Raw genomic sequence first — 21,503 nt, 5'->3', positions numbered from 1 at the left:
GGGGAGAGGCATGTGAGACGAAGCCGGTGCACGCCGACTGATTTGATTCCCAAAACCGGATACGGATCTTTCCGTAACGGCGCCAATCAGCTTATCGATTTTTCTCGGCCGGGTTCTCCTTTCGTGGCGCCGAGGCGGGTAAGCAGATTGAGCGTGATCCTGCCGACATCGTTCATGGCGCCTGCGGCTGGCAGCGCGCCGCACCAGGCAACCGAGCTTGCGGAAAAGATCAAGCCGCCTGCTGCGAGCTTTCGCAGGGTCATTTCGGCGCAGCGGCGGGCGATGTGCTGCCTATCCCCGCCCTCGTACCAGCGCGTCGGATCCTGAAAGAAGCTGTCGGGAAATCCCGTCGCACGCGCGATCACGACGGTGTCAGCGGAAGTGCCGAGGGCCGGATCCGTCGCATCCACTTCGTAGCCCGCGGCACCGCCCAGCACGATGCCGTCGGTGCCGAAGGTCGCATTTTCAACGCCTTCGAACAGCCATGCGCATCCTGCTTCATGGCTTTCCTCAGTGCGCGTGAAAGGGCGTGCGCCATCGAAACCCATCAATGAGATTGCACCGCCGATCAGCGAGAATTCGCCTCGGCCGCGGCAGCGGAGATAGCCGCCTGGTTCGTTGGTGATCGACAGCGCCTGTTCGGCGACCGGGCCGTCCCAGGTTCGGCCGGCCTCCAGCGGCGAGCGCCGCAACTCCATCAGATCGTCCTTGAAAGCCACAGTGGCAGCAAAGCCGTTTCCGCCGAGATAGGCGATGCTGCCGCCTTCGGCCACAAACTGCCGCAGCGCCTGCTCCATCTCGATCGACATATATTCGGGATGACTGCCGGTGACGACGGCTTGATGTCGACGCAAACCGTCTATGCCGCATTCGTGCAAATCGTGATCGGTCATGACGTCAAACACGATTCCATTTTCGTGGCAGAATCGGAGGAAATGCAGATCGACCGGCAGGTTGTGTGGGCAGCCGCAGAGCGGATAATCGTAATCGTCCCTGAGCGTCACTTTCGGCTTTTTGTAGGAGCAGATGGAAACACCGCTAAGGTCAGAATGGTAGTCGTAAAGGGATTTCAGATTGTTGGCGATCGCGAAGCGATGTCCCCGGTCGTCGCCTTTCCATTCATAAAGATGATCCGGGAGATATTCGTCCGCATAAGCGAGATAGGTGGCCGTCGGCACGAGAAACAACAGCGGCGACGAAACCTGTGAAGAGGTGACGAAGAACACCACGCGTTCGTAGCCACCCTCCCATTCGACCTGGAACGCGTAGACGCCTGGGTGTGCGTTTTCGGGGATCGTCGCGCGGTGCGATGCCGGCCATGCAAGCGGGCCGATGTCGTCGTCGTGGCAATGGATAGCGTCGTAGTGCGACGGCACCAAGCGAGGCTCGAAGCTCGATCCGTCCCACCGTGCCGAAGTCACGCAGAAGGCTGGCTGATTGATCACATCCAGGAGCAGCGGATCTGCTCCGCCCGACGACAGGATCGGCTGCGTTGGTAACAGCGTCGGGAAATCCCAGGCAACAGTCCCGTGTGGGGTGTCGAGCCGGATCGCGGCAAATTTCGCGTTGAGGGTAGGTTCGTGGTTGGTGGCACTTGCGCCGAAATGGATACCGTGCGCCTGGAGGTTCCGCGCCGGGCCGCCAAAACCTTCATGGAGTTCGTAAGGCGCGAGAAGATCATGGGATTTGATGCGCAGACGCGATTGTTCCTGCCGCAGGTCCAACTCGACAGTGAGCCACACACCAGTTGGCGCCTTCTTCTCGACAGGGGTTTCGCCGCCGATTTCCACGACAAATGCGCCGTCGCGGAGGCGCAGCCCGAGGGCGCCTGCTTCCAGGATCGTGCGCGCACCTTCGTTGCGCGTGAGGAACAGCTCGAAACGAATGCCGTGGACGGCTTGTACTTTGACCAGTTCGCCGGCTCGCACGAACAGGAACGACCCCTGGTCGAAATGCCGACGCCGTGCTTCACCTATCGTTTCGATGGGCCAGGCGAGAAGTTCCGGAGCCGGCTTGTCGAGCCGGCAAATTCGTGTGGCCTTTATCGGCCGATCGCATGACAGGCTGAGGTTGATCCGCTGGCCTGCTTTGGCACTCCAGGGGGTGGTATAGCCGACCACGCTCATCGCGTCGTGGTCTACTGCGCGCTTCATCTATCCCTCCCGATGAACTCCAGATGGGCTGGGGCGAACCGCGTAGACCGGTCCGATGTCGGCCAATGCGCTGCCGCTCTGACAAGCAAAGTTCCGCATGGCGCACTACAGCCATGATGTACATGCTTGTATAGATAAGCTGCATTCGGATAGTCTCGACGCGATCGGTCCAAGCGCGACATTACCAAGGAGGATGACATGCGCAACGCATCTCTCTTCGATCTGTCAGGCAGGAAGGCGCTTGTAACCGGCGCAAGCCGTGGCATCGGGCGCAGCATCGCCGAGGCGCTCAGCGCGGCCGGCGCCGACGTCGCGGTCACGGCGCGCAGCGTGGCCTCGCTCGAGAAGACGATGGCCGCCATCCGCACCGCCGGCGGGGTCGCGCACGCCATCGCCCTGGATGTCACCGATGTCGACCGCTGCCGGGCGGCGACAGCCGAGGCCGGCAGCCTGCTCGGAGGTCTCGATATTCTCGTCAACAATGCGGGGGTGGAAGAGGTCCGGCCTTCACTCGATGTCGACGAGGCCTTGTGGGACCGGATTGTCGATACGAATCTCAAAGGCGCCTTCTTCTGCGCCCAAGCCGCCGCGCGGCAGATGAGAGACGCCGGACGGCCCGGCGTCATTATCAATCTCTGCTCGCTGACCTCCGAGGTTGGGGTTCCCACGGCGGTGCCGTACGGCTCGTCGAAATCAGGCCTCCTCGGCATGACGCGAGCGCTTGCGGCGGAGTGGGCCGATCTCGGGATCCGGGTCAACGCCATTGCGCCTGGCTATTTCAGGACAGCGATGACAGACGTGTTCTACAGCAACGAGGCATGGCAGCAATCGATGCTTGCCAAGATTCCGCAGCGCCGTTTTGGTGATCTCTCGGACCTGCACGGAATCGCGGTGTTCCTCGCTTCGGATGCGGCAGCCTACATAACCGGCCAGTCCATTCCCGTGGATGGAGGCTTTCTCGCATCGATTTGAAGGCTTCAGTGGCCGGAGACGTGTCCCAGAAGTGATCGACAAGCGCTAATCGTAATTGTGTTCTAAGAAAAGGAGCCGCCATGTCTGACGTCAGCTTCCACCGCCTGTCATCCCTCAGTGTCGATCAGCGGTCCAGTTTACTGAAACGCGCCGAAGGAGATCTGTCTTCCTTCATCGAAAAGGTCCGTCCAATCATCCAGGCCGTCAAGGATGAAGGTGACGCGGCCTTGCTCCGGTTTGCACGCGAACTCGACAAAGCCGATGTTGCCGACGGTGGACTGAAAGTTTCGGAAGCGGAGTTCGACGCGGCATTCGACAAGGTCGAGAAGGATGTCGTGGAGAGTATCCGGTTCGGTATTGAGAACATCCGGCATTTCCACGAGGAGCAGCGCCCGGAAACGATGTGGCTCAAGGAAGTTCGGCCGGGCGCCTATGCGGGTGACCGATACACACCGATTGCTTCCGTTGCGCTTTATGTTCCGCGCGGCAAAGGCGCCTTTCCCTCGGTGACGATGATGACCTCGGTTCCGGCGGTGATTGCCGGGGTTCCCCAGATCGCGATCGTGACGCCTGCGACTTCGGATGGTTCCGTCGACGCCGCGACGCTGGTTGCTGCCCGCATCGCCGGCGTGGAGACCGTGTACAAGTGCGGCGGCGCCCATGCGGTCGCCGCCGTCGCCTATGGGACCGAGACTGTGAAGCCTGCCGTCAAGATCGTCGGGCCGGGGAGCCCGTGGGTGGTGGCGGCAAAGAGCGTGTTGTCCCCGATCATCAACACAGGTCTCCCCGCCGGTCCTTCCGAAGCGATCATTTTTGCCGATCACAGCGTCGACGGCGGCCTGGCTGCTCTTGACCTGTTGATCGAGGCCGAGCACGGGCCGGATTCCTCGGCCTACCTGGTGACGCACAGCCGCAAGGTCGCCGAAGCCGCGTTGATTGCGATACCGGAACACTGGTCCAGGATGAGCGAACAGCGTGTGGAGTTCTCACGCGCGGTGCTGACTGGAAAGCGCGGCGGCATCGTGCTGACCGAGTCGCTGGAGGACAGCTACCGGTTCATCAACGACTATGCGCCGGAGCACCTCGAGATTCTGTCAACCGAGCCATTTGCGCATCTCGGACGTATCACGGAAGCCGCCGAGATCCTCATGGGTCCGCATACGCCGGTGACCCTCGCCAACTTCGTCCTGGGACCCAATGCGGTGCTGCCGACCAGCCGGTGGGCGCGAACCTTTGGACCGCTTTCCGTGACGGATTTCGTCAAGAGATCGTCGGTCGGCTATGTGACCTCGGCGGCCTATCCGGAACTCGCCCTGCATGCCCGCAGGCTCGCCCGCTACGAAGGATTCAGCTCGCATGAGAACGCGGTTTCGGAGATCCGCGATCGCTATCTTGCCGGCTGAGCGGAAACGATGACGATGAGGGCGGCGCGACTCTATGGACCCGGCGACTTGCGCGTCGAGGATATCGCCGCGCCAGGCGCTCCCGAGCCAGGCTGGGTGAAGCTAAGGGTCGATGCCGCAGGCATTTGCGGTTCCGATCTCCACAACTTCCGCACGGGCCAATGGATAAGCCGATCGCCTTCGACGGCTGGCCATGAGCTGACAGGCACGGTGATAGCCATCGGCGAGGGCGTGGATACCGTCGGTGTTGGCGACCGAGTGGTCGCCGATTCCCGTTTCTGGTGTGGAGAATGCGCGCAATGCCATGCAGGCAGGCGGCATCTTTGCACGTCGCTGGGCTTTGTCGGCGAGATATGCGACGGCGGATTTGCCGAACAGGCGGTCCTGCCCGCGCGCCTCCTGCACATCGTCGATGCCGTGCTTGACGAACGGGTCGCGGCCATGGCCGAGCCGCTGGCTGTAGCGTTGCACGCAGTGCGGCGTCTGCCGAAAACGGCCGGCTCCGTTCTTGTCGTCGGCTGCGGGACTATCGGCGGGCTTGCCGCACTGCTGCTTTCCCGGACATTCGCAGATACCGTGCTCGTCGCCGATCGCAACCCTGGCCGCTGCGCCCGCGTGGCGCGGGTCACCGGCGCCAGCATCGTCGATTTGAACCGGGACGCCATTGCCGCCGCCACCGCGGATGCCCCCTTGCTCGCTGCCGTCGAAGCAACCGGCAGCGTCGCAGCACTCGGCCAGTTGCTCGGCGTTCTCGATGCCGGCGGCACCGTTGCGATGGTCGGCATATTCCATGGCCGCCTCGATATCGATCCCAACATCCTGGTTGAACGCGAAATAGCATTGCTGGGATGCCACGCCTTTGCCGATGAGCTTCCCGACGCCATTCGGATGCTCGGCGAATTGACCGAGCCCATGGTCGAACTGATCGACCGCGAGATCGGCCTGGATGATGTTCCCGCAGCCTATGAGCGGCTGTTGGCGGGGCAGGGCGATGGCTTGAAAACGATCATCCGGATGCGGTGTGCCGGGCGCGTGTGATTTCCGAACCTGCCGGAAAGGATTTTTGAAATGATAACTTTGCCCGACACCGCCAGCCCTCTTTACGAGAAGGTCAAGGACTACATCCTGACGAACATCGGAACGGGGCGATGGAGCAAGGACCGCAAGCTGCCGTCCGAAAATGAATTCGTGGCGACACTCGGCGTGTCTCGGATGACGGTCCATCGTGCCTTGCGGGAGTTGACCTCTGCGGGTTTTCTGATCCGGCTCCAGGGCGTCGGCACATTCATCGCGCCACCTCGACCGCAATCCGCACTGATCGAGATCAACAACATCGCGGCGGAAATTGTCGCGCGGGGAAACCGGCATCGCTCCGAGGTTATCGTCCTCGAAAAGATCATGCCGACAAAGGAGCTCGCGCTTTCGTTCGAGTTTGCAAAGCGCGTGTCGGTCTATCATTCCATCGTCGTCAACTTCGAGAACGACCTGCCTGTGCAACTGGAAGAGCGCTTCGTCAACCCGGGCCTGATACCCGACTATGACAAGCAGGATTTTTCCAGGACAGCGACCTACGACTATCTCATGCAGAAAACCCCGGTGACGGAGGTCGAGCACATCATCTCGGCGACCCCTGCCGATGCCGAGACGGCGCGGTATCTGGGCATCGACGTCGGCAGCTGCTGCCTGTTTCTGCATCGCCGGACATGGACGGGCGCCGTCGTTGCCACGATCAGCAAGCTGACTTACGTTGGAAGCCGCTACTCGCTTGGCAGTCGGTATTCTCCGTCCAAAAAAACCTGATCGCAGTGGAGCGATTCAGAGTCGGAAAGAGGTGTCTAACTTGTATATGCATGTATGTATTTAGCCTTGACATCCGCTGTTGCTGACGTTGAAGTGTCGTCGCACTTCGGTTGAACTGACAGCTAAGATGCCGAGGCACGATGCCGCAAGAGCAGAAGCCCGCATTCTCACCAGGCCGGATGTTTGGCTCAAAAAAGCGGCCTGATCATCAAGGGGAACAAGATGATGCGTAACCTAGCAGGACAATTTCGGGCACTCGTTATGGCTGCTGCCGTCGGGTTTGCCCCGGCGGTCTACGCGGCCGACACGACAATTCCGGCGACGCCTGAGGCAGGAACATTCAAGATCGGCATCGAGCCATGGCTTGGCTACGGCCAGTGGCACGTCGCCGAAGCCAAGGGTCTGTTCAAGGCAAACGGGCTGTCCGACGTGCAGATCGTGAACTTCGCCGAGGACAAGGACATCAACGCCGCCCTGGCGAGCGGCCAGCTCGATGCCGCCAACATCGCGACCCACACGGCTATGGGAATGGTTGCGGCCGGCCTGCCGGTGAAGATCGTGCTTCTGCTCGACGTCAGCATGACGGCAGACGCCATGATCGCCGGCAAGGACGTCGCCTCCGTCGCCGACCTCAAGGGCAAACAGGTCGCTTTTGAGGAAGGCACGACGAGCGACATCCTGCTCAAATACGCGCTCGCCAAGAACGGCATGTCCATCGCCGATGTCCAGCCGGTTCCAATGCCGGCGGCGGATGCCGGCAGCGCGTTGATCGCTGGCCAGGTTCCGGTCGCGGTTACCTATGAGCCTTATCTCACCGCGGCCAGGGCACAGAACAAGGACGTCAAGCTGCTCTTCACCGCAGGCGAAGATCCCGGCCTGATCAGTGACGTGTTCGTGGTGCGCGATGAGGTGATCAAGTCGCGTCCCGGCCAGGTGCTTGCCATGATCAAGACCTGGGATGCGGCCCTGAAGGCTTACAATGCCGACACGCCCGACGGCCGGGCGATCATCTCCAAGGCAGTCGGTTCGAGCGTCGAAGACCTCAACACCGCCTTTGATGGCGTGCGTTACTATACTCTCGCCGAAAATAAGGATGCGCTGACGGGCGAATTTTCCACCAAGACATTCGCCGATGTCGAGGCAGCCGCCAAGAACGCCGGGCTGCTTCAGGCGGACGTGACGCCGGAGCAGATGATCGACCCGTCATTCGTCAAGGCCGCGAAATGACGAGGGCCGGCTCGCGGTGGTGACGCAAATGTCCGAGCAGCGTGCGACCAAGCCAAGCCCGTCTCACGCAGCGCCGGGGCCGGTGATCAAACAGCCGATGCGCCGTCGCCGATCCTCCGGGATAGGCGCGCCCATCGCACGCTCGCGCTTCCTGATGATAGCAGTGGCGGTTTTTGCCGGCCTCGGTCTTGCTTGGTGGGCGGCAACGGGGCTGGGACTGGTAAAGCCGATTTTCCTGCCCTCGCCGGGGAGCGTGGTGACCCAGCTCGGCAAGCTCTCGGGTGACGGCACGCTGTGGCTGGATGTCAGAGCCTCGATATACCGTATTTCCATTGGCTTCCTCATCGCCTCGGCATTGGCGATTCCGATTGGCGTGCTGATCGGCAGCTTCAGGACCTGGGAAGCGGCGATCGAGCCGCTTGTGGATTTTATCCGCTACATGCCGGTGGTCGCTTTCGTGCCCCTCTCCATCCTGTGGTCGGGGACCGGCGATGCCCAGAAGTTCCTGATCATCTTCATCGGCACCTTCTTTCAGCAGGTGCTGATGATCATGGACAATGTGAAGCGGGTTCCCGCTGATTTCATTGGCCTTGGCAGGACACTCGGCCTGCCGGATCGCAGGATCCTGACGCGCATTGTGGTTCCCAGCGCCTTGCCAGGCATCTGGGATACGTTACGCATCAGTCTCGGCTGGGCATGGACCTGGCTGGTGTTGGCGGAACTTGTCGCGGCGACATCAGGCCTCGGCTACCGCATCACCGTGTCCCAACGCTATTTCCAGACAAACACCATCATCGGCTACATCCTGCTACTGGGCGTGCTTGGCCTCATTACCGACCAGGTCATGAAGGCACTGGGAAAAGTGCTGTTCCGGCAGGAGGGCCACGTGCAATGAGGCCGGGCCGATGAGTTTGCCCAAATTGGGGATCAAAGGTCTCCACAAGAGCTTCGGCACGGGCGCGCGGCGCACGGAAGTGCTGCGCGATATCAATCTCGATCTTGCCGACAACGAGTTCGTCTCGCTGGTGGGCACGTCGGGTTGCGGCAAGAGCACGCTGCTGTCGATCGTTGCCGGACTGCAGGATTTCGACGCGGGAGATCTTGCCATCGATGGCGCGCCGATCCTGCAGCCGGGCCTCGACCGCGGCGTCGTCTTCCAGTCCTACACCCTGCTTCCCTGGCTGACGGCGCAGCAGAACATCGAGTTCGCGCTCAAGGCCGCGGGTCATGATCGCGCGACCTGCCGCAGGATAGCACGCGAGCATCTCGATCTGGTCAAGCTCCCGCACAGCGCCAATCGCTATCCGTCTGAGCTTTCTGGCGGCATGAAGCAACGGGTGGCCATAGCGCGTGCCCTTTCCTATCGACCCAAAATGCTTCTGATGGACGAGCCCTTTGGCGCGCTCGATGCCTTGACCAGGCATCAGATGCAGGAACTCCTGACGCAGATCTGGGAGGAGCACAGGCTCACCGTGCTCTTCGTCACCCATGATGTGGAAGAAGCCGTCTACCTGTCGGACCGCATCGTCGTGATGGGGATCGGCCCGGGACGCATCATGCAGACCTTCAATGTCGACATCGAGCGCCCGCGCCGGGAAGAGGTCATGGAAACCCCGGCCTTCATGGATTTGCAGCGCAGCGTACACAAGGCGATCCGCGAGGCTTCAAAACGTCCCGAAATGGTTTAGGCGGGCCACTCAATTACTTACAATCGGCGACCACCGTTGCGCCCAATCTCGATATCGCGCCATCGCGATTCCTGACCAGGGGAGCCGCGATCGGCGGCTTTCTCCTCAACCTCGAAAAAAATTTGCAGGACAATGTCGATTTCCTAAACTCCGTTCGTCGTTTCGATGCCGGCCGGTGAGTCCGGCTCAACAAGGAGACAGACGATGCGTGTGATGGTGCTCGTGAAGGCTACCGAGGACAGCGAAAAGGGCTTTGTCCCCACGCCCGAGGCGAAGGAGGCGATGGAGGCGATGGGCAGGTTCAACGACGAGCTGCGCAATGCCGGCATCTTGCTCGACGCCGATGGCCTCAAGCCCTCCTCGCAGGGCAAGCGCGTTGCGTTCGATGGTCCCCGCCGGACGGTCATCGACGGGCCTTTCGCCGAGACCCGCGAACTGGTCGCCGGCTTTTGGCTCTGGGAAGTCAAGGACATGGACGAGGCTGTCGCCTGGGTGAAGCGCTGCCCCAATCCCATGCCCGGACCGAGCGAGATTGAAATCCGGCCGCTGTACGAGATGGCTGATTGGCAATGGGAATCTGACGCCGGAGGTCACGGAAATCCATGACCGGACGCGCGAGAAGCTCAGCGGCAACTGAACCTGTCGGCCGCAACCTGCTTTGCCTTCGTTATGGCTTTGGCCGATAAGGCAGCATGACGGCAGGCGAGACGCAGCAGGCGATCGAGGCGATTTTTCGCATTGAACGTGCCCGGCTCATCGCGGGCCTGGCCCGCCTCGTGCGCAATGTCGATCTTGCAGAGGAACTGGTGCAGGACGCCCTCGTCATACCCCTATCCGAATGGTCCAGGACCGGCGTTCCGGCTAATCCCGGCGCTTGGCTGATGACGGTCGCCAAACGCCGCGCCATCGACGCGATCCGTCGCGACAAGATGCGCGAGCGCAAGCATGAGGAGATCGCGCGGGAGCTGGACGGCGACTGCGATGGTACGGCCGAGGGAAACGAAATGGCCATGAACGACGATCTTGGCGACGAGCTGCTGGGCCTCATCTTCACAGCCTGCCACCCCATACTTTCGGCCGACGCCCGCGCGGCCCTCACGCTGCGTGTCATCGGCGGCCTGACGACGGACGAGATCGCCCGTGCTTTCCTGTCGAGCGAGGTGACGATCGCCCAGCGCATCGTCCGCGCAAAGAGGACGATCGGAAAGGCCGGGCTCAGCTTCGAGGTGCCGCGCGGCGCCGAGCGTGCGGCGCGTCTGTCCTCGGTGCTGGAGGTCATCTATCTCATCTTCAATGAAGGCTATGCTGCCACGGCAGGCGACGACCTTGTCCGCCCGAGCCTGTGCCTGGAGGCACAACGGCTCGGCCGCATGCTGGCGGGGTTGATGGCCGAGGATGCCGAGGTGTTCGGCCTGCTGGCTCTGATGGAAATCCAGGCATCGCGCCTGCCGGCACGCATCGGGCCGGACGGCGCCCTCTTGACCCTGACCGAGCAAAACCGCGCGCGCTGGGACCAGCTGCTGATCCGCCGAGGCCTTGACGCGCTGGCCCGTGCCGAAGCCCTCGGGGGCGATGGCCCCTATGTGTTGCAGGCCGCGCTTGCAGCCTGTCACGCGCGGGCGCGCAGTCCGGCCGATACCGACTGGCCCCGTATCGCAGCGCTCTACGACCGGCTGCGTGCAGTGATGCCCTCGCCGGTGGTCGATCTCAATCGAGCGGTCGCCCACAGCATGGCCTTCGGGCCCGAAGCGGGCCTGCGGCTGGTAGACGAGATTGCCGACGCCGCCGCCTTGCGCAATTATGCGCCATTGCCGGCGGCGAGGGGCGATTTTCTGTTTCGGGCCGGCCGGCTGGCCGAGGCCCGCGCCGAATTCGAGGCTGCGGCCAAGCTCACCCGCAACGTGCGCGAAGCGGCCTTTCTCCTCGCCCGCGCAGACGCTTGTGGTTGACAGCATCGCTCTCCGTGCCCGACGCGCCGCTCGGCAACATCGAAAGCCGCCAGTTCGCTCCCGGCCAGCCCCCTTCAATGAGCGTGATCAGCTCGCAACGCGAAAGGGATTAACGATGCGCAAGCCTTCGTCGAGCGCCATTGCGTGCTGCATGTCCTCCGACCAAAGTGTATCGCAGCCAGCGTGAACCGCCGCGGAGGCGATCATCGCGTCATAGGTGGAAAGGCCGTACCGCTCGGCGAGCCTCAATCCTGTTTCGTGGGTCTCGAGCGTGAGCGGATGAACCGTCAACAGGCCGCGCAGCGTGGTCAGCAGCGCATGCGTTTCGTCCCATGACATTTGCATCTTCCGACGCGCGACATTGGTGAGTTCATTGAGAACCTGCACGCTGATCGCCCCGCCATCGGCGATGACCGCCTCGGCCCGATCCGCCTTCGCCGTGTCGCCTGACGCGATATGAAGAAGGACATTGGTATCGAAAAAACTAACGGGCATTTGCCTCGTCCCGATCGAATTTGAAGTCAGCGGGAAGCCGACCGCGGAAGGCGCGGAGACGCTTCAGCAACTCCTCACGCCCGGGCTTCCGCGCGACGCCAAGCTGGCGGGCGTCAGCGACATGGATTTCGATCTCATCGCCTTCCCTGAGTTCAAGCGCTTCGACCACAGCGGCGGGAAGGCGGACCGCAAGACTGTTTCCCCATTTGGCGACCTGCATGCCACTTCCTCTCTTAGATATACGCTGGAAGAAATGTATATCCACAAGTCGTCAAGGTCAAGAATTGCAGCCAATCGGTTTATTCATTTTGGAGGAGAGGGCCTCGATCATGCCAGCAACTGCGTCGGCACGCCGAGAATCGGTCCTGCCTCGGCGAGCCGCTGGTCGAGGGTCCACACCGTGGCGCCATGCTCCGATGCCGTCGCGAGGTGCAGGGCGTCGCCAGCACGAAGCCCGAGCATATGCTGATCGGCGAATTTCGCGGCGACCCGAAAATGCCCGCCCGTCACCGGCAGCACGGTGAAGCTCTCAGCGACAAGCTTATTGAACATCGCGAGCGCTGCCGCGCGTTGCTCCAGGTCGATTTGTCCGGTCCGAAGCTTGATCGCCATGGCGCAGGACATCTCGGTGATGGTCCAGTCGCTGATCACAAGTTGCGCAGGGTCCTGCTCCGCCAGCCAGCCCTGAACGCGCGCGGTCATGGCTTCGTTGGATAGCGCCGCGATGATCAGCGAAGTATCGAGATAGGACGTCAATAGCGATCGCCATCTCGCATCGATCGCACCAGATCGGTGGCAGCCTGAGCCTGCAGAGGCATGGTTGCGGTCAGGGATTGGAGCAGGACGGCGTCGATCCGTTTGCGAGGGCGGGCCACGGCCGTGAGCCTGGCGACCGGCTTGCCACGCCGGGTTATGTCGATCGAGTCTCCAGCTTCAACCCGGTCGACGAGCTCACTCAGATGTGCCTTGGCGTCCGCCAGATTGACCGCGTCCATGTCACGCTCCTGACCATGTAGATAGTCATATAGCGCATCACACTTGACGATTCCAGCGCAGAGTACTTTGGCACACCAGGCTGCCCCCAGGTCAGCGACCGTCGCGGCGCTCGTTCCACTTCTTGAAGCAGACCGCTGTGTGAGCGAAGCAGGTGATCGCTCCTGCAACGAGAATTGTGCCGCTTCCCGCTTGACTCACACATATCCCGGTGGTTATACATCGATCAATAGCCGAAGGGTTATCGATCCCAATGCCAAAGGCTCACGATGTACTCTTCAGAACGCTTGCCGATCCGACTCGGCGCGCTATTTTTGAGCGGCTGTGTCGCGAAGGAGAGCAGACGGTCGGGGCTCTGACGGCTCAGGCCGGGATCTCGCAACCGGCCGTGTCAAAACATCTCGGCGTTTTGAGGCAGGCCGGGCTCGTGCGCGACCGCCATGCAGGGCGACAGACCCATTATAGCGCGCAGCTTGCTGCGCTTGCCCCCCTGATTGACTGGACAAGCCAGATGACCGGGTTCTGGCAGAGCCGGTTCGACGACCTCGAAGACCTGCTCAAAAGGATGGACCAGTGAACCGAACGTCGACCGAAACACTCTCCGTCATTGTTGAACGGGAAATCGCTTATCCGCCCGAGAAGATCTGGCGCGCGCTCACGCAACCACACTTGATCGAGGAGTGGCTCATGAAAAATGACTTCAAACCTGTCGCGAACCACCGCTTCAATCTTCACGCAGACTGGGGCTCTGTCGAGTGTCAGGTGCAGACGGTCGAGCCGAACAGAACACTGACTTACACGTGGGATACCAAGGATCTCAAGAGTGTCGTCTCCTGGACCCTCACCCCCACGAGCACCGGAGCCCGCTTGCGCATGGAACAGTCGGGCTTCCGGCCGGATCAGCAGCCTTACTTCCGGGGTGCCAAAGTCGGCTGGCCGAGGTTCTTTGACGATCTGGAGCAGGTTCTGGCGCGGACGGACTGAGATCCGCTGGGCTATCCAAGCAAGGGCTCTGTTACAGAGCGACATCACGAGGCGATAATGGAGGCAAGCCAATGAAGATCAAGTTGGCCAAAGTATACGTGGACGACCAGGAAAAGGCACTGGGCTTTTACACCGAAACGCTCGGCTTTACCAAGAAGGCCGATTTCAGCAATGGGCCGTTTCGCTGGCTGACCGTTGGATCACCCGACGAGCCGGACGGTGCCGAGCTGCAACTCGCGCTCAATGACAACCCGGCTGCAAAGACCTACCAGCAAGCCATTTTCCAGCAGGGCCAGCCCGCGGTCATGTTCTTCACCGATAACGTCAAGGGCGACTACGAGCGCATAAAAGCGCGCGGCGCCGAGTTCACGATGCCGCCGACCGAAGTAACCGGCTCGACCATCGCCCAGCTGAACGACAACTGCGGCAATCTCGTTCAAATCACCCAACTGGCGCGCTGGTAAAGCATGCGTTCAGTGGCGTGGCTGCCCGGCGGGAGTCGCCAAACGGGCCGCCCGATCCGCTTCGGTTCGTCTTCAGAGGAGGTCTCAATGGATTGGAACAAATGGGTTCGGCAGATCCACCGCTGGCTGTCGATTATCTTTGCGGCGGTCGTCGCCGCTATCTTCATCAGCCTGGGAGCAGGCAAGGAACCCGCCTACTGGGTATACCTCTTGCCGCTGTTTCCACTCGGCTTGCTCCTGCTTACCGGTCTGTACATGTTCGTGCTGCCTTACGCGCCCAAGTGGCGCAACGCAGGGGGCACCGGCGCATTGGAGTGAACGCATGGCCAACAAGACGTCCATCAAGTCAGCGGCGGTCGCGAAGAAGCCCGCCGCCAAGCCTGCAGCCGCCAAGCCGGTCCTCCTCGCAGGCGGCAACCCGCAGATCCCGAAGGGTGATGGTGACGCTCCTGTGCAGGCCTACATCGCGGCCATGCCGGGCTGGAAACGCGACGTCGGCCGCCGCCTCGACGCACTCATCGAGCGCAACGTTCCCAACCTGCGCAAGGCCGTCAAATGGAACTCGCCCTTCTATGGCGTAGAGGGTCAAGGCTGGTTCCTCAACTTCCATTGCTTCACAAAGTACATCAAGCTGGCTTTCTTCCGCGGCACGTCGCTGCATCCTGTCCCTCCAGGCGAGTCCAAGCACAAGGACGTGCGCTACCTCGACATCCGCGAGGACGACCAGCTCGACGAAGCTCAACTCACCGACTGGGTAAAGCAAGCCAGCCAGTTGCCTGGCGAGCGAATGTGAGTGGAATGCGAGTCATTCCCGCAAACCCGGTGCCGACTAGCGGTATTCATGTGACGGGCGAGCGGCAACAACCCTAGGGAAAGCGACAATGATGATGAAGAGTGGCTCTATGGAAGGAAATGCAGAAAGCTCTCCCTCTCAGCTGATAGATGCGAGGATCAGTGAGCTGGGCGATTGGCGAGGCAAGACGCTTTCCCATATCCGCGCTCTCGTCAAGCAGGCTGACCCGGAAGTGGTCGAGGAGTGGAAGTGGCGAGGCGTTCCGGTGTGGTCGCACGCCGGAATAATCTGCACCGGCGAGACCTACAAGAACGTCGTGAAGGTGACCTTCGCAAAGGGCGCCTCCCTGCCGGATCCTTCAGGCCTGTTCAACTCCAGTCTCGAAGGCAACACCAGGCGCGCCATCGATATCCGTGAGGGCGAAGATATAGATGAGAATGCGTTCAAGGCGCTGATACGCGCTGCTGCCGCCCTGAACGCGGCCCGATAGTCAGCTCCGGCCGATATGGTCGGCTAGCGGGCCGAGAGCGGCGAGCAAAGCTTCGCCGGTGGCTTGCGTCGCGTTCTCATGCGGCGCGCGCAGGTTCAGCCAGCGTCTGTCGCCGGACCGTACCGCCAGCACTGCCTTCATCGCGGAGATGAGGCCGGCGTCCTGGATGATTTTGCGGAACGCCTTGATGGCGGCATCCGCGTCAGTAATGTCCTCTCCCGCCAGTGCTGCGTCGTAGAGGGCCCGGATCGCTGCGGCATTCAGATTGACCGTCGCCGAGATGCATCCCGCAGCACCGTTGGCGAGGCCTTTCGTCAGCTGTGCTTCCGAGCTCGGGAACACCGCGACCCTTGGGGCTGCCGCAATGACTGCCGCGGTGTTGTTCCAATCGCCGGCGCTGTCCTTGTAAGCCACCACGACATCCGGAAACGCTTGGCTCAAGCGGGCGGTCAGCGCCGGGCTCACCGGTACGCCGGAATTCTGCGGGATGTGGTAGAGGATCATCCTCATCGCCGGGTTCGCCACCCGTTCGATCAGCTCGCCATAGTAGCGGGCCTGTCCGTTGTCGCCGGCGGCCGTATAGAAGAACGACGGCAGCACCATCACCCCGGCACAGCCGAGCCCGACGGCATGCGCCGTCAGCTCGACGGTCTCGGCAAGTGCTGTGACACCGGTGCCGGGCATCAGATGGCTTGGCGAAATGCCGGCCTCGACCAGCCACTCCAGCGCTTGCATTCGCTCGCGCAACGAGACGGACAAGGCCTCGCCCGTGGTGCCGAACGGCGACAGGAAATGCGCTCCCTGATCCAGCACCCATTTGGCGTGGGATATCCAGAGATCGCGGGCGATCCGGCCGTCGTTTTCGAACGGCGTCAGGATCGGTGCGATGGTTCCTTGTGGGCGGATCATTTGCGTCCTTCTAAAGCCGGCATCAAAAATGTCGAGCAAGCTACATGAAGCAATGTTGCTGAGTACCGGCCGTTCGACCTCGAAAGCAAGCGGCTCGCGCATAGGCGCGCGATTGTGATCGGGCGGCGGTTCTGAGGCTCTCGAGGTATATCCTTGTCACGGGATAACACGGGATAACGTCGTCTGGCCGAAAGGGGGGTGACAAACGAGTTCTGCTGTTTCATCAATGCCGCCTTTTGAGGAGAAGCCCATGCGGAGGATCGGTGTCGGCATTATCGGCTGCGGCAACATTTCGGATGCCTATCTGAAGGCATCGCCACAATTCCCGGTGCTCGACATTGTCGGCGTCGCCGACATCAACCGGGCGGCAGCCGAGGCGAAGGCAGCGGCCTACGGCCTGGCTGCCATGCCGGTCGACGCGCTGTTGGCCGATCCGCGCGTCGAGATCGTGCTCAATCTGACGACGCCGCAGCATCATGTGCCGGTCGGCCTGCAGGCTGTCGGGCAAGGCAAGCACGTCTATTCCGAGAAGCCGCTGGCAACGACGCTCAGCGACGCCGAGCGGCTGGTCGCGGCGGCGCGCGAACAGGGCGTGCGCGTCGGCTGCGCACCCGACACCTTTCTTGGCGGCTCCCACCAGACGGCGCGGCGGCTGGTCGATGAGGATACGGCTGGGACCATTGTCGCCGGCTCTGCCTTCATGCAGGTGCCCGGCCACGAGCTCTGGCATCCCAATCCGGATTTCTACTATCAGCCCGGCGGTGGGCCAATGCTCGACATGGGACCGTACTATCTGACCTGCCTGGTCAATCTCCTGGGTCCGGTAAAATCCGTGACCGGGCAGGCGAAGTCTTCCTACGCCACCCGCACCATCGGTTCTGGACCGCGCCAGGGCGAAACCATCCGGGTCGAGGTGCCGACCCATATTTCCGGCCTGCTCGCATTCGAGAATGGCGCCGCGGTCTCGATCACCACCAGCTTCGACGTCTGGAAGCATGAACACAATCACATCGAACTTTACGGAACCAAGGGCTCGATGATCGTCTCCGATCCCAACCAGTTTCAGGGCGACATCAGGACCAGCCAGCGCAAGGGCGACTGGACGGTGGCCGATCAGATCCATTCGTATGGCGACGGCAATTACCGGGGCCTCGGCCTTGCCGACATGGCGCAGGCGGTCGTCTCGGGCAGGCAACACCGCGCCAGTCTCGATCTTTCCCTCCATGTCCTGGAAATCATGGAATCGATCATCTCTTCAGCAGAGATAGGGCAGGGTATCGATCTCAGATATCGCTGCGCCCGGCCGGCGCCGATGCGCGCCGACCTGCCTTTCGGAATTCTGGAATAGGGAATAATGCGATGAGCAAGACGGCACTGATTTTCTGGGGCGGCTGGGAAGGTCACACCCCGGCCCGAAGCGCCGAAATCGTCAAGGAGATGCTGGCCGGCAACGGCTTCGACGTGCAGCTGGAGCAGGGGACTTCGGCACTTGCCGATCCGCAGCTGGACAAGCTCGATCTCATTGTCCCGGTGATCACCATGTCGACAATCGAAAAGCCGGAGCTGCAAAACCTGACCAGCGCCGTCGGGGCCGGCACCGGCCTTGCGGGCTTTCACGGCACTATGTGCGACAGCTTCCGCAACGAGCCGGAATACCAGTTCATGACCGGCGGCCAGTGGGTCGCCCATCCCGGCAACATCATCGACTATCACGTCGACATCACCAGGCCAGGCGATCCGGTCATGCAGGGCATCGACGGCTTCGCCTACCGTTCAGAGCAGTATTACATGCATGTCGATCCGACCAACGAGGTGCTGGCGACGACTACTTTCACCGGCGAGCATCTCGATTTCATCGCCGGCGTCGTCATGCCGGCTGTCTGGAAGCGCCGCTACGGCAGGGGCCGCGTCTTCTACAGCGCGCTCGGGCACACCGCCGACGAGTTCGCCGTGCCGCAAATGCGCACGATGTTCGAACGCGGCGCGATTTGGGCCAGCCGAAACTCGGACCTTGGATAGCCGTTCAATCTGAACGCCACGTATCGTTGTAATCTCTCATAGGGCGGCCACCCGAACGCGGACACAGGCACTAGACTGCGGCAATTGACTGCCATGGTAGCATCCAATACTTGTAGTCTCATCGAAAATTCCGTAGCTGGAGGTCGAATGAAGCAGACGTGGCGATGGTTTGGTCCGAGTGACGCGGCAACGCTTGCCCACGCAAGGCAGGCCGGCGCAACCGGCATCGTGACGGCATTGCACGACATCCCTTACGGCGAAGTCTGGCCGATCGACGCCATCAGGCAGCGCCAGGGGCTTATCGAGGCGGATCCGGCGATGGGCCTCAAATGGAGCGTCGTCGAGAGTGTGCCCGTGCACGAGGACATCAAGCTCGGCCGCGGCGATCTCGACCGGCTCTACGACAATTTCAGGCAGACCTTACGCAATCTCGGCGCCTGCGGTGTGCGCACGGTCTGCTACAACTTCATGCTGATCCTCGACTGGACCCGGACCGACCTGGCTGCGCCGCTGCCGGGCGGCGGACGGGCGCTCCGGATGAACATGCACGAGCTTGCCGCGTTCGATTGCTACATGCTGCAGCGCAAGGGATCTGAGCGCGACTATGCGTCCGATGTTCTCCAGCGGGCGAGCGAATGGTTCGAGGCGACGCCGGATGCGTCAAAAGAGCGTCTGCTTGCCAACATCATGGCCGGCCTGCCGGGCGCCTTCAAGCGCTATGACATAGCGGAATTGCGCGAAGTGGTGGCCGAGCAGTCGGGCCTGTCGCACGACCGGCTGCGCGAGAACGTCGTCCGGTTTCTCGAAAACGTGCTGCCGGCGGCCGAAGAGGCGGGCGTCACGTTGGCGATCCACCCGGACGATCCGCCGCGCGATCTCGTCGGCCTGTGCCGGATCGTCAAGAACGCCGACGACATCGCCCTTATCCTGGACGCCGTGCCATCGGCCCATAGCGGCCTCACCTTGTGCACGGGGTCGCTGGGCGCCAACCCGGCCAATGACGTGCCCGCCATCGCCAGGCGCTTTGCGCACAAGATCAACTTCGTGCATCTGCGCAACGTCAGCAAGGACCCGGACGGCTCGTTCATGGAATCCGAGCATCTGAGCGGCGATGTCGACATGGTCTCGGTGGTTTCGATCTTGCTCGACGAGCAGCAACGCCGCCGCGACGCCGGGGAACCGGCGGCGCTGCTGCCGTTTCGCCCGGATCATGGCCACGAGCTGATCGATGACGCCGCGCGGCACACCCATCCCGGCTACCCCGTGATCGGCCGTCTTCGCGGCCTTGCCGAATTGAGAGGCGTGATGACGGCGATTGCCCATCAGCGCGGCTACCGGCTGCAATGACGGCGCCCCGCCTGCTCTGCGTCGGCGCGCTCACCTACGACACGATCTTGCGCCTCGATGTCCTGCCCTCCGGCGCCGGCAAGTTCCTGCCAAGCGAGGCCGTGCAGATCGCGGCCGGCATGGCAGCAAGCGCGGCCGCGTCGGCCAGCCGCCAGGGCGGGCAGGTCTGGCTATGGGCAAGCGTCGGCGACGATGCTGTCGGCCGCGATGTCATCGGCCAGATGGAGGCGGAGCGGGTCGACTGTTCGCTGGTGCGCAGGGTTGAAGGTGGCCGCTCGGCCATTGCCACGATCCTGGTCGATGCCGCCGGCGAGCGTATGATTGTGCCCTTCTACGATGCAGTCACGCAAGCCGATCCTGACCGTCTTCCGCCCGCGGATTTTTCCCGCTTCGACGCCGTGCTGGTTGATGTCCGCTGGCCCGGAGCCGCGGCCCTGGCGCTGGCGAAGGCTCGCGAGTGCGGCATCCCGGCGATCCTTGACGCCGATGTCGCGTCGCGACCGGTGCTCGACCGGCTGCTGCCGCTCGCCTCGCATGTCGTTGCTTCGCTGCCGGCGGCACGCATCCTTTGCGGTCCGGAGATATCCGCCGGTTCTGCCGTCGCCATTCTCGGCGAACGGACCGGCGCCTTCGTGGCGGTCACCGATGGGGCGAACGGCACCGTGTTCCGCTACTCGGGCAGCAATGACGTCCGTCATCTGCCGTCGCCGCGGGTCGAAGCCGTCGACACTCTGGCGGCAGGCGACGTGTTCCACGGCACCTTCGCTCTCGGCCTGGCCGAAGGTTGGGACGAAGAGCGGGCGATAGCAGTGGCCAGCGCCGCCGCCGCCCTGAAATGCCTGCGCTTTGGCGGACGTCTTGGCGCACCGACGCGCGCGGAAACGCTGGCTTTCATGCAAGGATCGACATGATGCCGAACACGCTTGGGCCGGCTCGGTGGAAAGAGCACGTCAAGTGGCGCCCGTCGACTACCATGGCAGTCGCTGCGCAACTGTTCGAGGGAGGATAAATGGCTGAGTTCAAAAAACGCGCACTGGTCACCGGGGCGGCCATGGGCATTGGCCGTGCTGTCGCCGAAAGACTGGCCGAGCAAGGCGTCGACCTGATCCTGTTCGACCGGGCGGGCGATCAGTTGGATGAGGTAGCGGCGCAGCTTTCGGCGCGCGGCGTGACCGTGCACACCGTGCTTGGCTCGACCGCCGACACTGAGGCCTGTGGCCGCGCCGTCGAGCTTGCCCGGTCCGCGTTCGGCGGGCTCGACATGCTCTCCCACAATGCCGGCATCCAGCGTTACGGAACGGTGGAGACCACGGACGAGGCGCTTTGGGACGAGGTGATGAACGTCAACCTCAAGGCTGCCTACCTGCTCTCCCGCGCGGCGATGCCGCTGCTGCGGCAAAGCCGCGGCGCCATCGTCCATATGAGCTCGGTGCAGGGTCTGGCCAGCCAGGAAGGGGTTCTGGCCTACAGCACGGCCAAGCACGGCCTGATCGGCCTGGTCAAATCGATGGCCGTCGACTATGCGCCGCTCGGCGTGCGCGTCAATGCCGTCGCTCCGGGTGCGGTCGACACGCCGATGCTGCGGGATGCGGTGAAACTCAACGATAAGCCCGACGAGATCCTGCGCATCCTCGACAATATGCATCCGCTCGGCCGTACCGCCCGGCCGCAAGAGATTGCCGCAGTCGTCGCCTTCCTGCTGTCCGACGATGCCTCCTTCGTCACCGGCGAGGTCGTACGCGTCGATGGCGGCCTGCTGGCGCGCATCGGCGGTTCTCCGCGCAAGGAATAATGTCGGCGCTGCTGCTTGCGCAGGC

The 21,503-nt window shown here is 62.4% G+C and carries 26 protein-coding genes; 20 read left to right on the top strand and 6 right to left on the bottom strand.

From position 1 onward, the window contains the following. Positions 1 to 86 precede the first annotated feature (86 nt). The gene (locus tag NKI47_RS22620) at positions 87 to 2,153 is read right to left on the bottom strand and encodes a N,N-dimethylformamidase beta subunit family domain-containing protein (protein WP_352593722.1); all 2,067 of its coding nucleotides are present in this window, start codon (positions 2,151 to 2,153) and stop codon (positions 87 to 89) included. Positions 2,154 to 2,351: 198 nt separating this feature from the next. Here NKI47_RS22620 and NKI47_RS22615 point away from each other — a divergent pair, with 198 nt between their 5' ends. From NKI47_RS22615 to NKI47_RS22575, 9 genes are all read left to right on the top strand, one after another. Beyond that, positions 2,352 to 3,125 carry an SDR family NAD(P)-dependent oxidoreductase gene (locus NKI47_RS22615; protein ID WP_352451001.1) on the top strand — a complete coding sequence of 258 codons (774 nt, stop codon included), beginning with the start codon at positions 2,352 to 2,354 and terminating at the stop codon, positions 3,123 to 3,125. Positions 3,126 to 3,205: 80 nt separating this feature from the next. Further along, on the top strand, positions 3,206 to 4,528 hold the full coding sequence (gene hisD, locus NKI47_RS22610; RefSeq protein WP_352593721.1) for a histidinol dehydrogenase: 1,323 nt from the start codon (positions 3,206 to 3,208) through the stop codon (positions 4,526 to 4,528). Positions 4,529 to 4,543: 15 nt separating this feature from the next. After that, a complete protein-coding gene (locus tag NKI47_RS22605; protein WP_352593720.1) occupies positions 4,544 to 5,566 on the top strand; it encodes a zinc-dependent alcohol dehydrogenase in 1,023 nt (340 codons plus the stop codon). 30 nt (positions 5,567 to 5,596) lie between these two features. Further along, positions 5,597 to 6,328 (top strand): histidine utilization transcriptional repressor HutC, encoded by a 732-nt coding sequence (gene hutC, locus NKI47_RS22600; RefSeq protein ID WP_023676188.1) that lies wholly within the window; start codon positions 5,597 to 5,599, stop codon positions 6,326 to 6,328. A gap of 225 nt (positions 6,329 to 6,553) precedes the next feature. Next, complete coding sequence (locus NKI47_RS22595; RefSeq protein WP_352615287.1) at positions 6,554 to 7,555, top strand: ABC transporter substrate-binding protein; 1,002 nt, start codon at positions 6,554 to 6,556, stop codon at positions 7,553 to 7,555. Between the two features lie 97 nt (positions 7,556 to 7,652). After that, entirely contained in the window at positions 7,653 to 8,450 is a 798-nt protein-coding gene (locus NKI47_RS22590; RefSeq protein WP_156937326.1) for an ABC transporter permease, read from the top strand. A 10-nt stretch (positions 8,451 to 8,460) separates the two neighbouring features. Next, positions 8,461 to 9,243 (top strand): ABC transporter ATP-binding protein, encoded by a 783-nt coding sequence (locus tag NKI47_RS22585; protein WP_023676185.1) that lies wholly within the window; start codon positions 8,461 to 8,463, stop codon positions 9,241 to 9,243. Positions 9,244 to 9,408: 165 nt separating this feature from the next. Beyond that, positions 9,409 to 9,849, top strand: coding sequence for a YciI family protein (locus NKI47_RS22580; protein ID WP_245274676.1), 441 nt, complete (start codon positions 9,409 to 9,411; stop codon positions 9,847 to 9,849). Between the two features lie 86 nt (positions 9,850 to 9,935). Next, positions 9,936 to 11,192, top strand: a complete 1,257-nt coding sequence (locus tag NKI47_RS22575; RefSeq protein ID WP_352593718.1) for an RNA polymerase sigma factor — start codon at positions 9,936 to 9,938, stop codon at positions 11,190 to 11,192. A gap of 87 nt (positions 11,193 to 11,279) precedes the next feature. On the opposite strand, the gene NKI47_RS22570 is transcribed toward NKI47_RS22575, so the two are convergent. The 4 genes from NKI47_RS22570 to NKI47_RS22555 all read right to left on the bottom strand — a co-directional run bounded on the left by NKI47_RS22570 (position 11,280) and on the right by NKI47_RS22555 (position 12,682). Continuing rightward, entirely contained in the window at positions 11,280 to 11,687 is a 408-nt protein-coding gene (locus NKI47_RS22570) for a PIN domain-containing protein (protein WP_023676183.1), read from the bottom strand. Continuing rightward, positions 11,677 to 11,907, bottom strand: coding sequence for an AbrB/MazE/SpoVT family DNA-binding domain-containing protein (locus NKI47_RS22565; protein WP_023676182.1), 231 nt, complete (start codon positions 11,905 to 11,907; stop codon positions 11,677 to 11,679). The genes NKI47_RS22570 and NKI47_RS22565 overlap by 11 nt, the downstream gene beginning before the upstream one ends. 107 nt (positions 11,908 to 12,014) lie before the next feature. Beyond that, positions 12,015 to 12,443, bottom strand: coding sequence for a type II toxin-antitoxin system VapC family toxin (locus NKI47_RS22560; RefSeq protein ID WP_352457397.1), 429 nt, complete (start codon positions 12,441 to 12,443; stop codon positions 12,015 to 12,017). After that, entirely contained in the window at positions 12,440 to 12,682 is a 243-nt protein-coding gene (locus NKI47_RS22555) for a type II toxin-antitoxin system Phd/YefM family antitoxin (RefSeq protein WP_023676181.1), read from the bottom strand. Before NKI47_RS22555 ends, NKI47_RS22560 begins: the two co-directional genes overlap by 4 nt. A 251-nt stretch (positions 12,683 to 12,933) precedes the next feature. On the opposite strand from NKI47_RS22555, the gene NKI47_RS22550 reads away from it, so the two are divergent. From NKI47_RS22550 to NKI47_RS22525, 6 genes are all read left to right on the top strand, one after another. Beyond that, a complete protein-coding gene (locus NKI47_RS22550) occupies positions 12,934 to 13,257 on the top strand; it encodes an ArsR/SmtB family transcription factor (RefSeq protein WP_023676180.1) in 324 nt (107 codons plus the stop codon). Beyond that, positions 13,254 to 13,664, top strand: coding sequence for an SRPBCC family protein (locus tag NKI47_RS22545; RefSeq protein WP_023676179.1), 411 nt, complete (start codon positions 13,254 to 13,256; stop codon positions 13,662 to 13,664). The genes NKI47_RS22550 and NKI47_RS22545 overlap by 4 nt, the downstream gene beginning before the upstream one ends. Positions 13,665 to 13,735: 71 nt before the next feature. Continuing rightward, on the top strand, positions 13,736 to 14,128 hold the full coding sequence (locus tag NKI47_RS22540; protein ID WP_023676178.1) for a VOC family protein: 393 nt from the start codon (positions 13,736 to 13,738) through the stop codon (positions 14,126 to 14,128). Positions 14,129 to 14,215: 87 nt separating this feature from the next. Continuing rightward, a complete protein-coding gene (locus NKI47_RS22535) occupies positions 14,216 to 14,446 on the top strand; it encodes a hypothetical protein (protein ID WP_023716563.1) in 231 nt (76 codons plus the stop codon). Between the two features lie 4 nt (positions 14,447 to 14,450). Then, the gene (locus NKI47_RS22530; protein ID WP_023676176.1) at positions 14,451 to 14,921 is read left to right on the top strand and encodes a DUF1801 domain-containing protein; all 471 of its coding nucleotides are present in this window, start codon (positions 14,451 to 14,453) and stop codon (positions 14,919 to 14,921) included. Positions 14,922 to 15,012: 91 nt separating this feature from the next. Next, positions 15,013 to 15,411 (top strand): DUF1801 domain-containing protein, encoded by a 399-nt coding sequence (locus tag NKI47_RS22525; protein WP_023676175.1) that lies wholly within the window; start codon positions 15,013 to 15,015, stop codon positions 15,409 to 15,411. Here NKI47_RS22525 and NKI47_RS22520 read toward each other — a convergent pair whose 3' ends face one another. Next, entirely contained in the window at positions 15,412 to 16,320 is a 909-nt protein-coding gene (locus NKI47_RS22520) for a dihydrodipicolinate synthase family protein (RefSeq protein ID WP_023676174.1), read from the bottom strand. Positions 16,321 to 16,570: 250 nt separating this feature from the next. On the opposite strand from NKI47_RS22520, the gene NKI47_RS22515 reads away from it, so the two are divergent. The 5 genes from NKI47_RS22515 (at position 16,571) to NKI47_RS22495 (ending at position 21,478) form a co-directional block, all read left to right on the top strand. Next, positions 16,571 to 17,668, top strand: coding sequence for a Gfo/Idh/MocA family protein (locus NKI47_RS22515; RefSeq protein WP_023676173.1), 1,098 nt, complete (start codon positions 16,571 to 16,573; stop codon positions 17,666 to 17,668). A gap of 11 nt (positions 17,669 to 17,679) precedes the next feature. Next, the gene (locus tag NKI47_RS22510) at positions 17,680 to 18,339 is read left to right on the top strand and encodes a ThuA domain-containing protein (protein WP_352593717.1); all 660 of its coding nucleotides are present in this window, start codon (positions 17,680 to 17,682) and stop codon (positions 18,337 to 18,339) included. Between the two features lie 147 nt (positions 18,340 to 18,486). Then, a complete protein-coding gene (gene uxuA, locus NKI47_RS22505; RefSeq protein WP_023676171.1) occupies positions 18,487 to 19,686 on the top strand; it encodes a mannonate dehydratase in 1,200 nt (399 codons plus the stop codon). After that, on the top strand, positions 19,683 to 20,597 hold the full coding sequence (locus NKI47_RS22500; RefSeq protein WP_023676170.1) for a PfkB family carbohydrate kinase: 915 nt from the start codon (positions 19,683 to 19,685) through the stop codon (positions 20,595 to 20,597). Before uxuA ends, NKI47_RS22500 begins: the two co-directional genes overlap by 4 nt. A gap of 98 nt (positions 20,598 to 20,695) precedes the next feature. After that, positions 20,696 to 21,478, top strand: coding sequence for an SDR family NAD(P)-dependent oxidoreductase (locus tag NKI47_RS22495; protein ID WP_023676169.1), 783 nt, complete (start codon positions 20,696 to 20,698; stop codon positions 21,476 to 21,478). Positions 21,479 to 21,503: the final 25 nt, after the last annotated feature.

Source organism: Mesorhizobium sp. M0633 (genome assembly GCF_040320645.1).
Classification (GTDB): Bacteria; Pseudomonadota; Alphaproteobacteria; order Rhizobiales; family Rhizobiaceae; genus Mesorhizobium.
This window is presented reverse-complemented; position numbering and strand designations above follow the sequence as displayed.

What these genes read in the sequence shown, in the direction of transcription:
- NKI47_RS22620 (WP_352593722.1), bottom strand. Translation starts at nt 2,153, where the DNA reads ATGAAGCGCGCAGTAGACCACGACGCGATGAGCGTGGTCGGCTATACC.
- NKI47_RS22615 (WP_352451001.1), top strand. Translation starts at nt 2,352, where the DNA reads ATGCGCAACGCATCTCTCTTCGATCTGTCAGGCAGGAAGGCGCTTGTA.
- hisD (WP_352593721.1), top strand. Translation starts at nt 3,206, where the DNA reads ATGTCTGACGTCAGCTTCCACCGCCTGTCATCCCTCAGTGTCGATCAG.
- NKI47_RS22605 (WP_352593720.1), top strand. Translation starts at nt 4,544, where the DNA reads ATGAGGGCGGCGCGACTCTATGGACCCGGCGACTTGCGCGTCGAGGAT.
- hutC (WP_023676188.1), top strand. Translation starts at nt 5,597, where the DNA reads ATGATAACTTTGCCCGACACCGCCAGCCCTCTTTACGAGAAGGTCAAG.
- NKI47_RS22595 (WP_352615287.1), top strand. Translation starts at nt 6,554, where the DNA reads ATGCGTAACCTAGCAGGACAATTTCGGGCACTCGTTATGGCTGCTGCC.
- NKI47_RS22590 (WP_156937326.1), top strand. Translation starts at nt 7,653, where the DNA reads ATGCGCCGTCGCCGATCCTCCGGGATAGGCGCGCCCATCGCACGCTCG.
- NKI47_RS22585 (WP_023676185.1), top strand. Translation starts at nt 8,461, where the DNA reads ATGAGTTTGCCCAAATTGGGGATCAAAGGTCTCCACAAGAGCTTCGGC.
- NKI47_RS22580 (WP_245274676.1), top strand. Translation starts at nt 9,409, where the DNA reads ATGCCGGCCGGTGAGTCCGGCTCAACAAGGAGACAGACGATGCGTGTG.
- NKI47_RS22575 (WP_352593718.1), top strand. Translation starts at nt 9,936, where the DNA reads ATGACGGCAGGCGAGACGCAGCAGGCGATCGAGGCGATTTTTCGCATT.
- NKI47_RS22570 (WP_023676183.1), bottom strand. Translation starts at nt 11,687, where the DNA reads ATGCCCGTTAGTTTTTTCGATACCAATGTCCTTCTTCATATCGCGTCA.
- NKI47_RS22565 (WP_023676182.1), bottom strand. Translation starts at nt 11,907, where the DNA reads ATGCAGGTCGCCAAATGGGGAAACAGTCTTGCGGTCCGCCTTCCCGCC.
- NKI47_RS22555 (WP_023676181.1), bottom strand. Translation starts at nt 12,682, where the DNA reads ATGGACGCGGTCAATCTGGCGGACGCCAAGGCACATCTGAGTGAGCTC.
- NKI47_RS22550 (WP_023676180.1), top strand. Translation starts at nt 12,934, where the DNA reads ATGCCAAAGGCTCACGATGTACTCTTCAGAACGCTTGCCGATCCGACT.
- NKI47_RS22540 (WP_023676178.1), top strand. Translation starts at nt 13,736, where the DNA reads ATGAAGATCAAGTTGGCCAAAGTATACGTGGACGACCAGGAAAAGGCA.
- NKI47_RS22535 (WP_023716563.1), top strand. Translation starts at nt 14,216, where the DNA reads ATGGATTGGAACAAATGGGTTCGGCAGATCCACCGCTGGCTGTCGATT.
- NKI47_RS22530 (WP_023676176.1), top strand. Translation starts at nt 14,451, where the DNA reads ATGGCCAACAAGACGTCCATCAAGTCAGCGGCGGTCGCGAAGAAGCCC.
- NKI47_RS22525 (WP_023676175.1), top strand. Translation starts at nt 15,013, where the DNA reads ATGATGAAGAGTGGCTCTATGGAAGGAAATGCAGAAAGCTCTCCCTCT.
- NKI47_RS22520 (WP_023676174.1), bottom strand. Translation starts at nt 16,320, where the DNA reads ATGATCCGCCCACAAGGAACCATCGCACCGATCCTGACGCCGTTCGAA.
- NKI47_RS22515 (WP_023676173.1), top strand. Translation starts at nt 16,571, where the DNA reads ATGCGGAGGATCGGTGTCGGCATTATCGGCTGCGGCAACATTTCGGAT.
- NKI47_RS22510 (WP_352593717.1), top strand. Translation starts at nt 17,680, where the DNA reads ATGAGCAAGACGGCACTGATTTTCTGGGGCGGCTGGGAAGGTCACACC.
- uxuA (WP_023676171.1), top strand. Translation starts at nt 18,487, where the DNA reads ATGAAGCAGACGTGGCGATGGTTTGGTCCGAGTGACGCGGCAACGCTT.
- NKI47_RS22500 (WP_023676170.1), top strand. Translation starts at nt 19,683, where the DNA reads ATGACGGCGCCCCGCCTGCTCTGCGTCGGCGCGCTCACCTACGACACG.
- NKI47_RS22495 (WP_023676169.1), top strand. Translation starts at nt 20,696, where the DNA reads ATGGCTGAGTTCAAAAAACGCGCACTGGTCACCGGGGCGGCCATGGGC.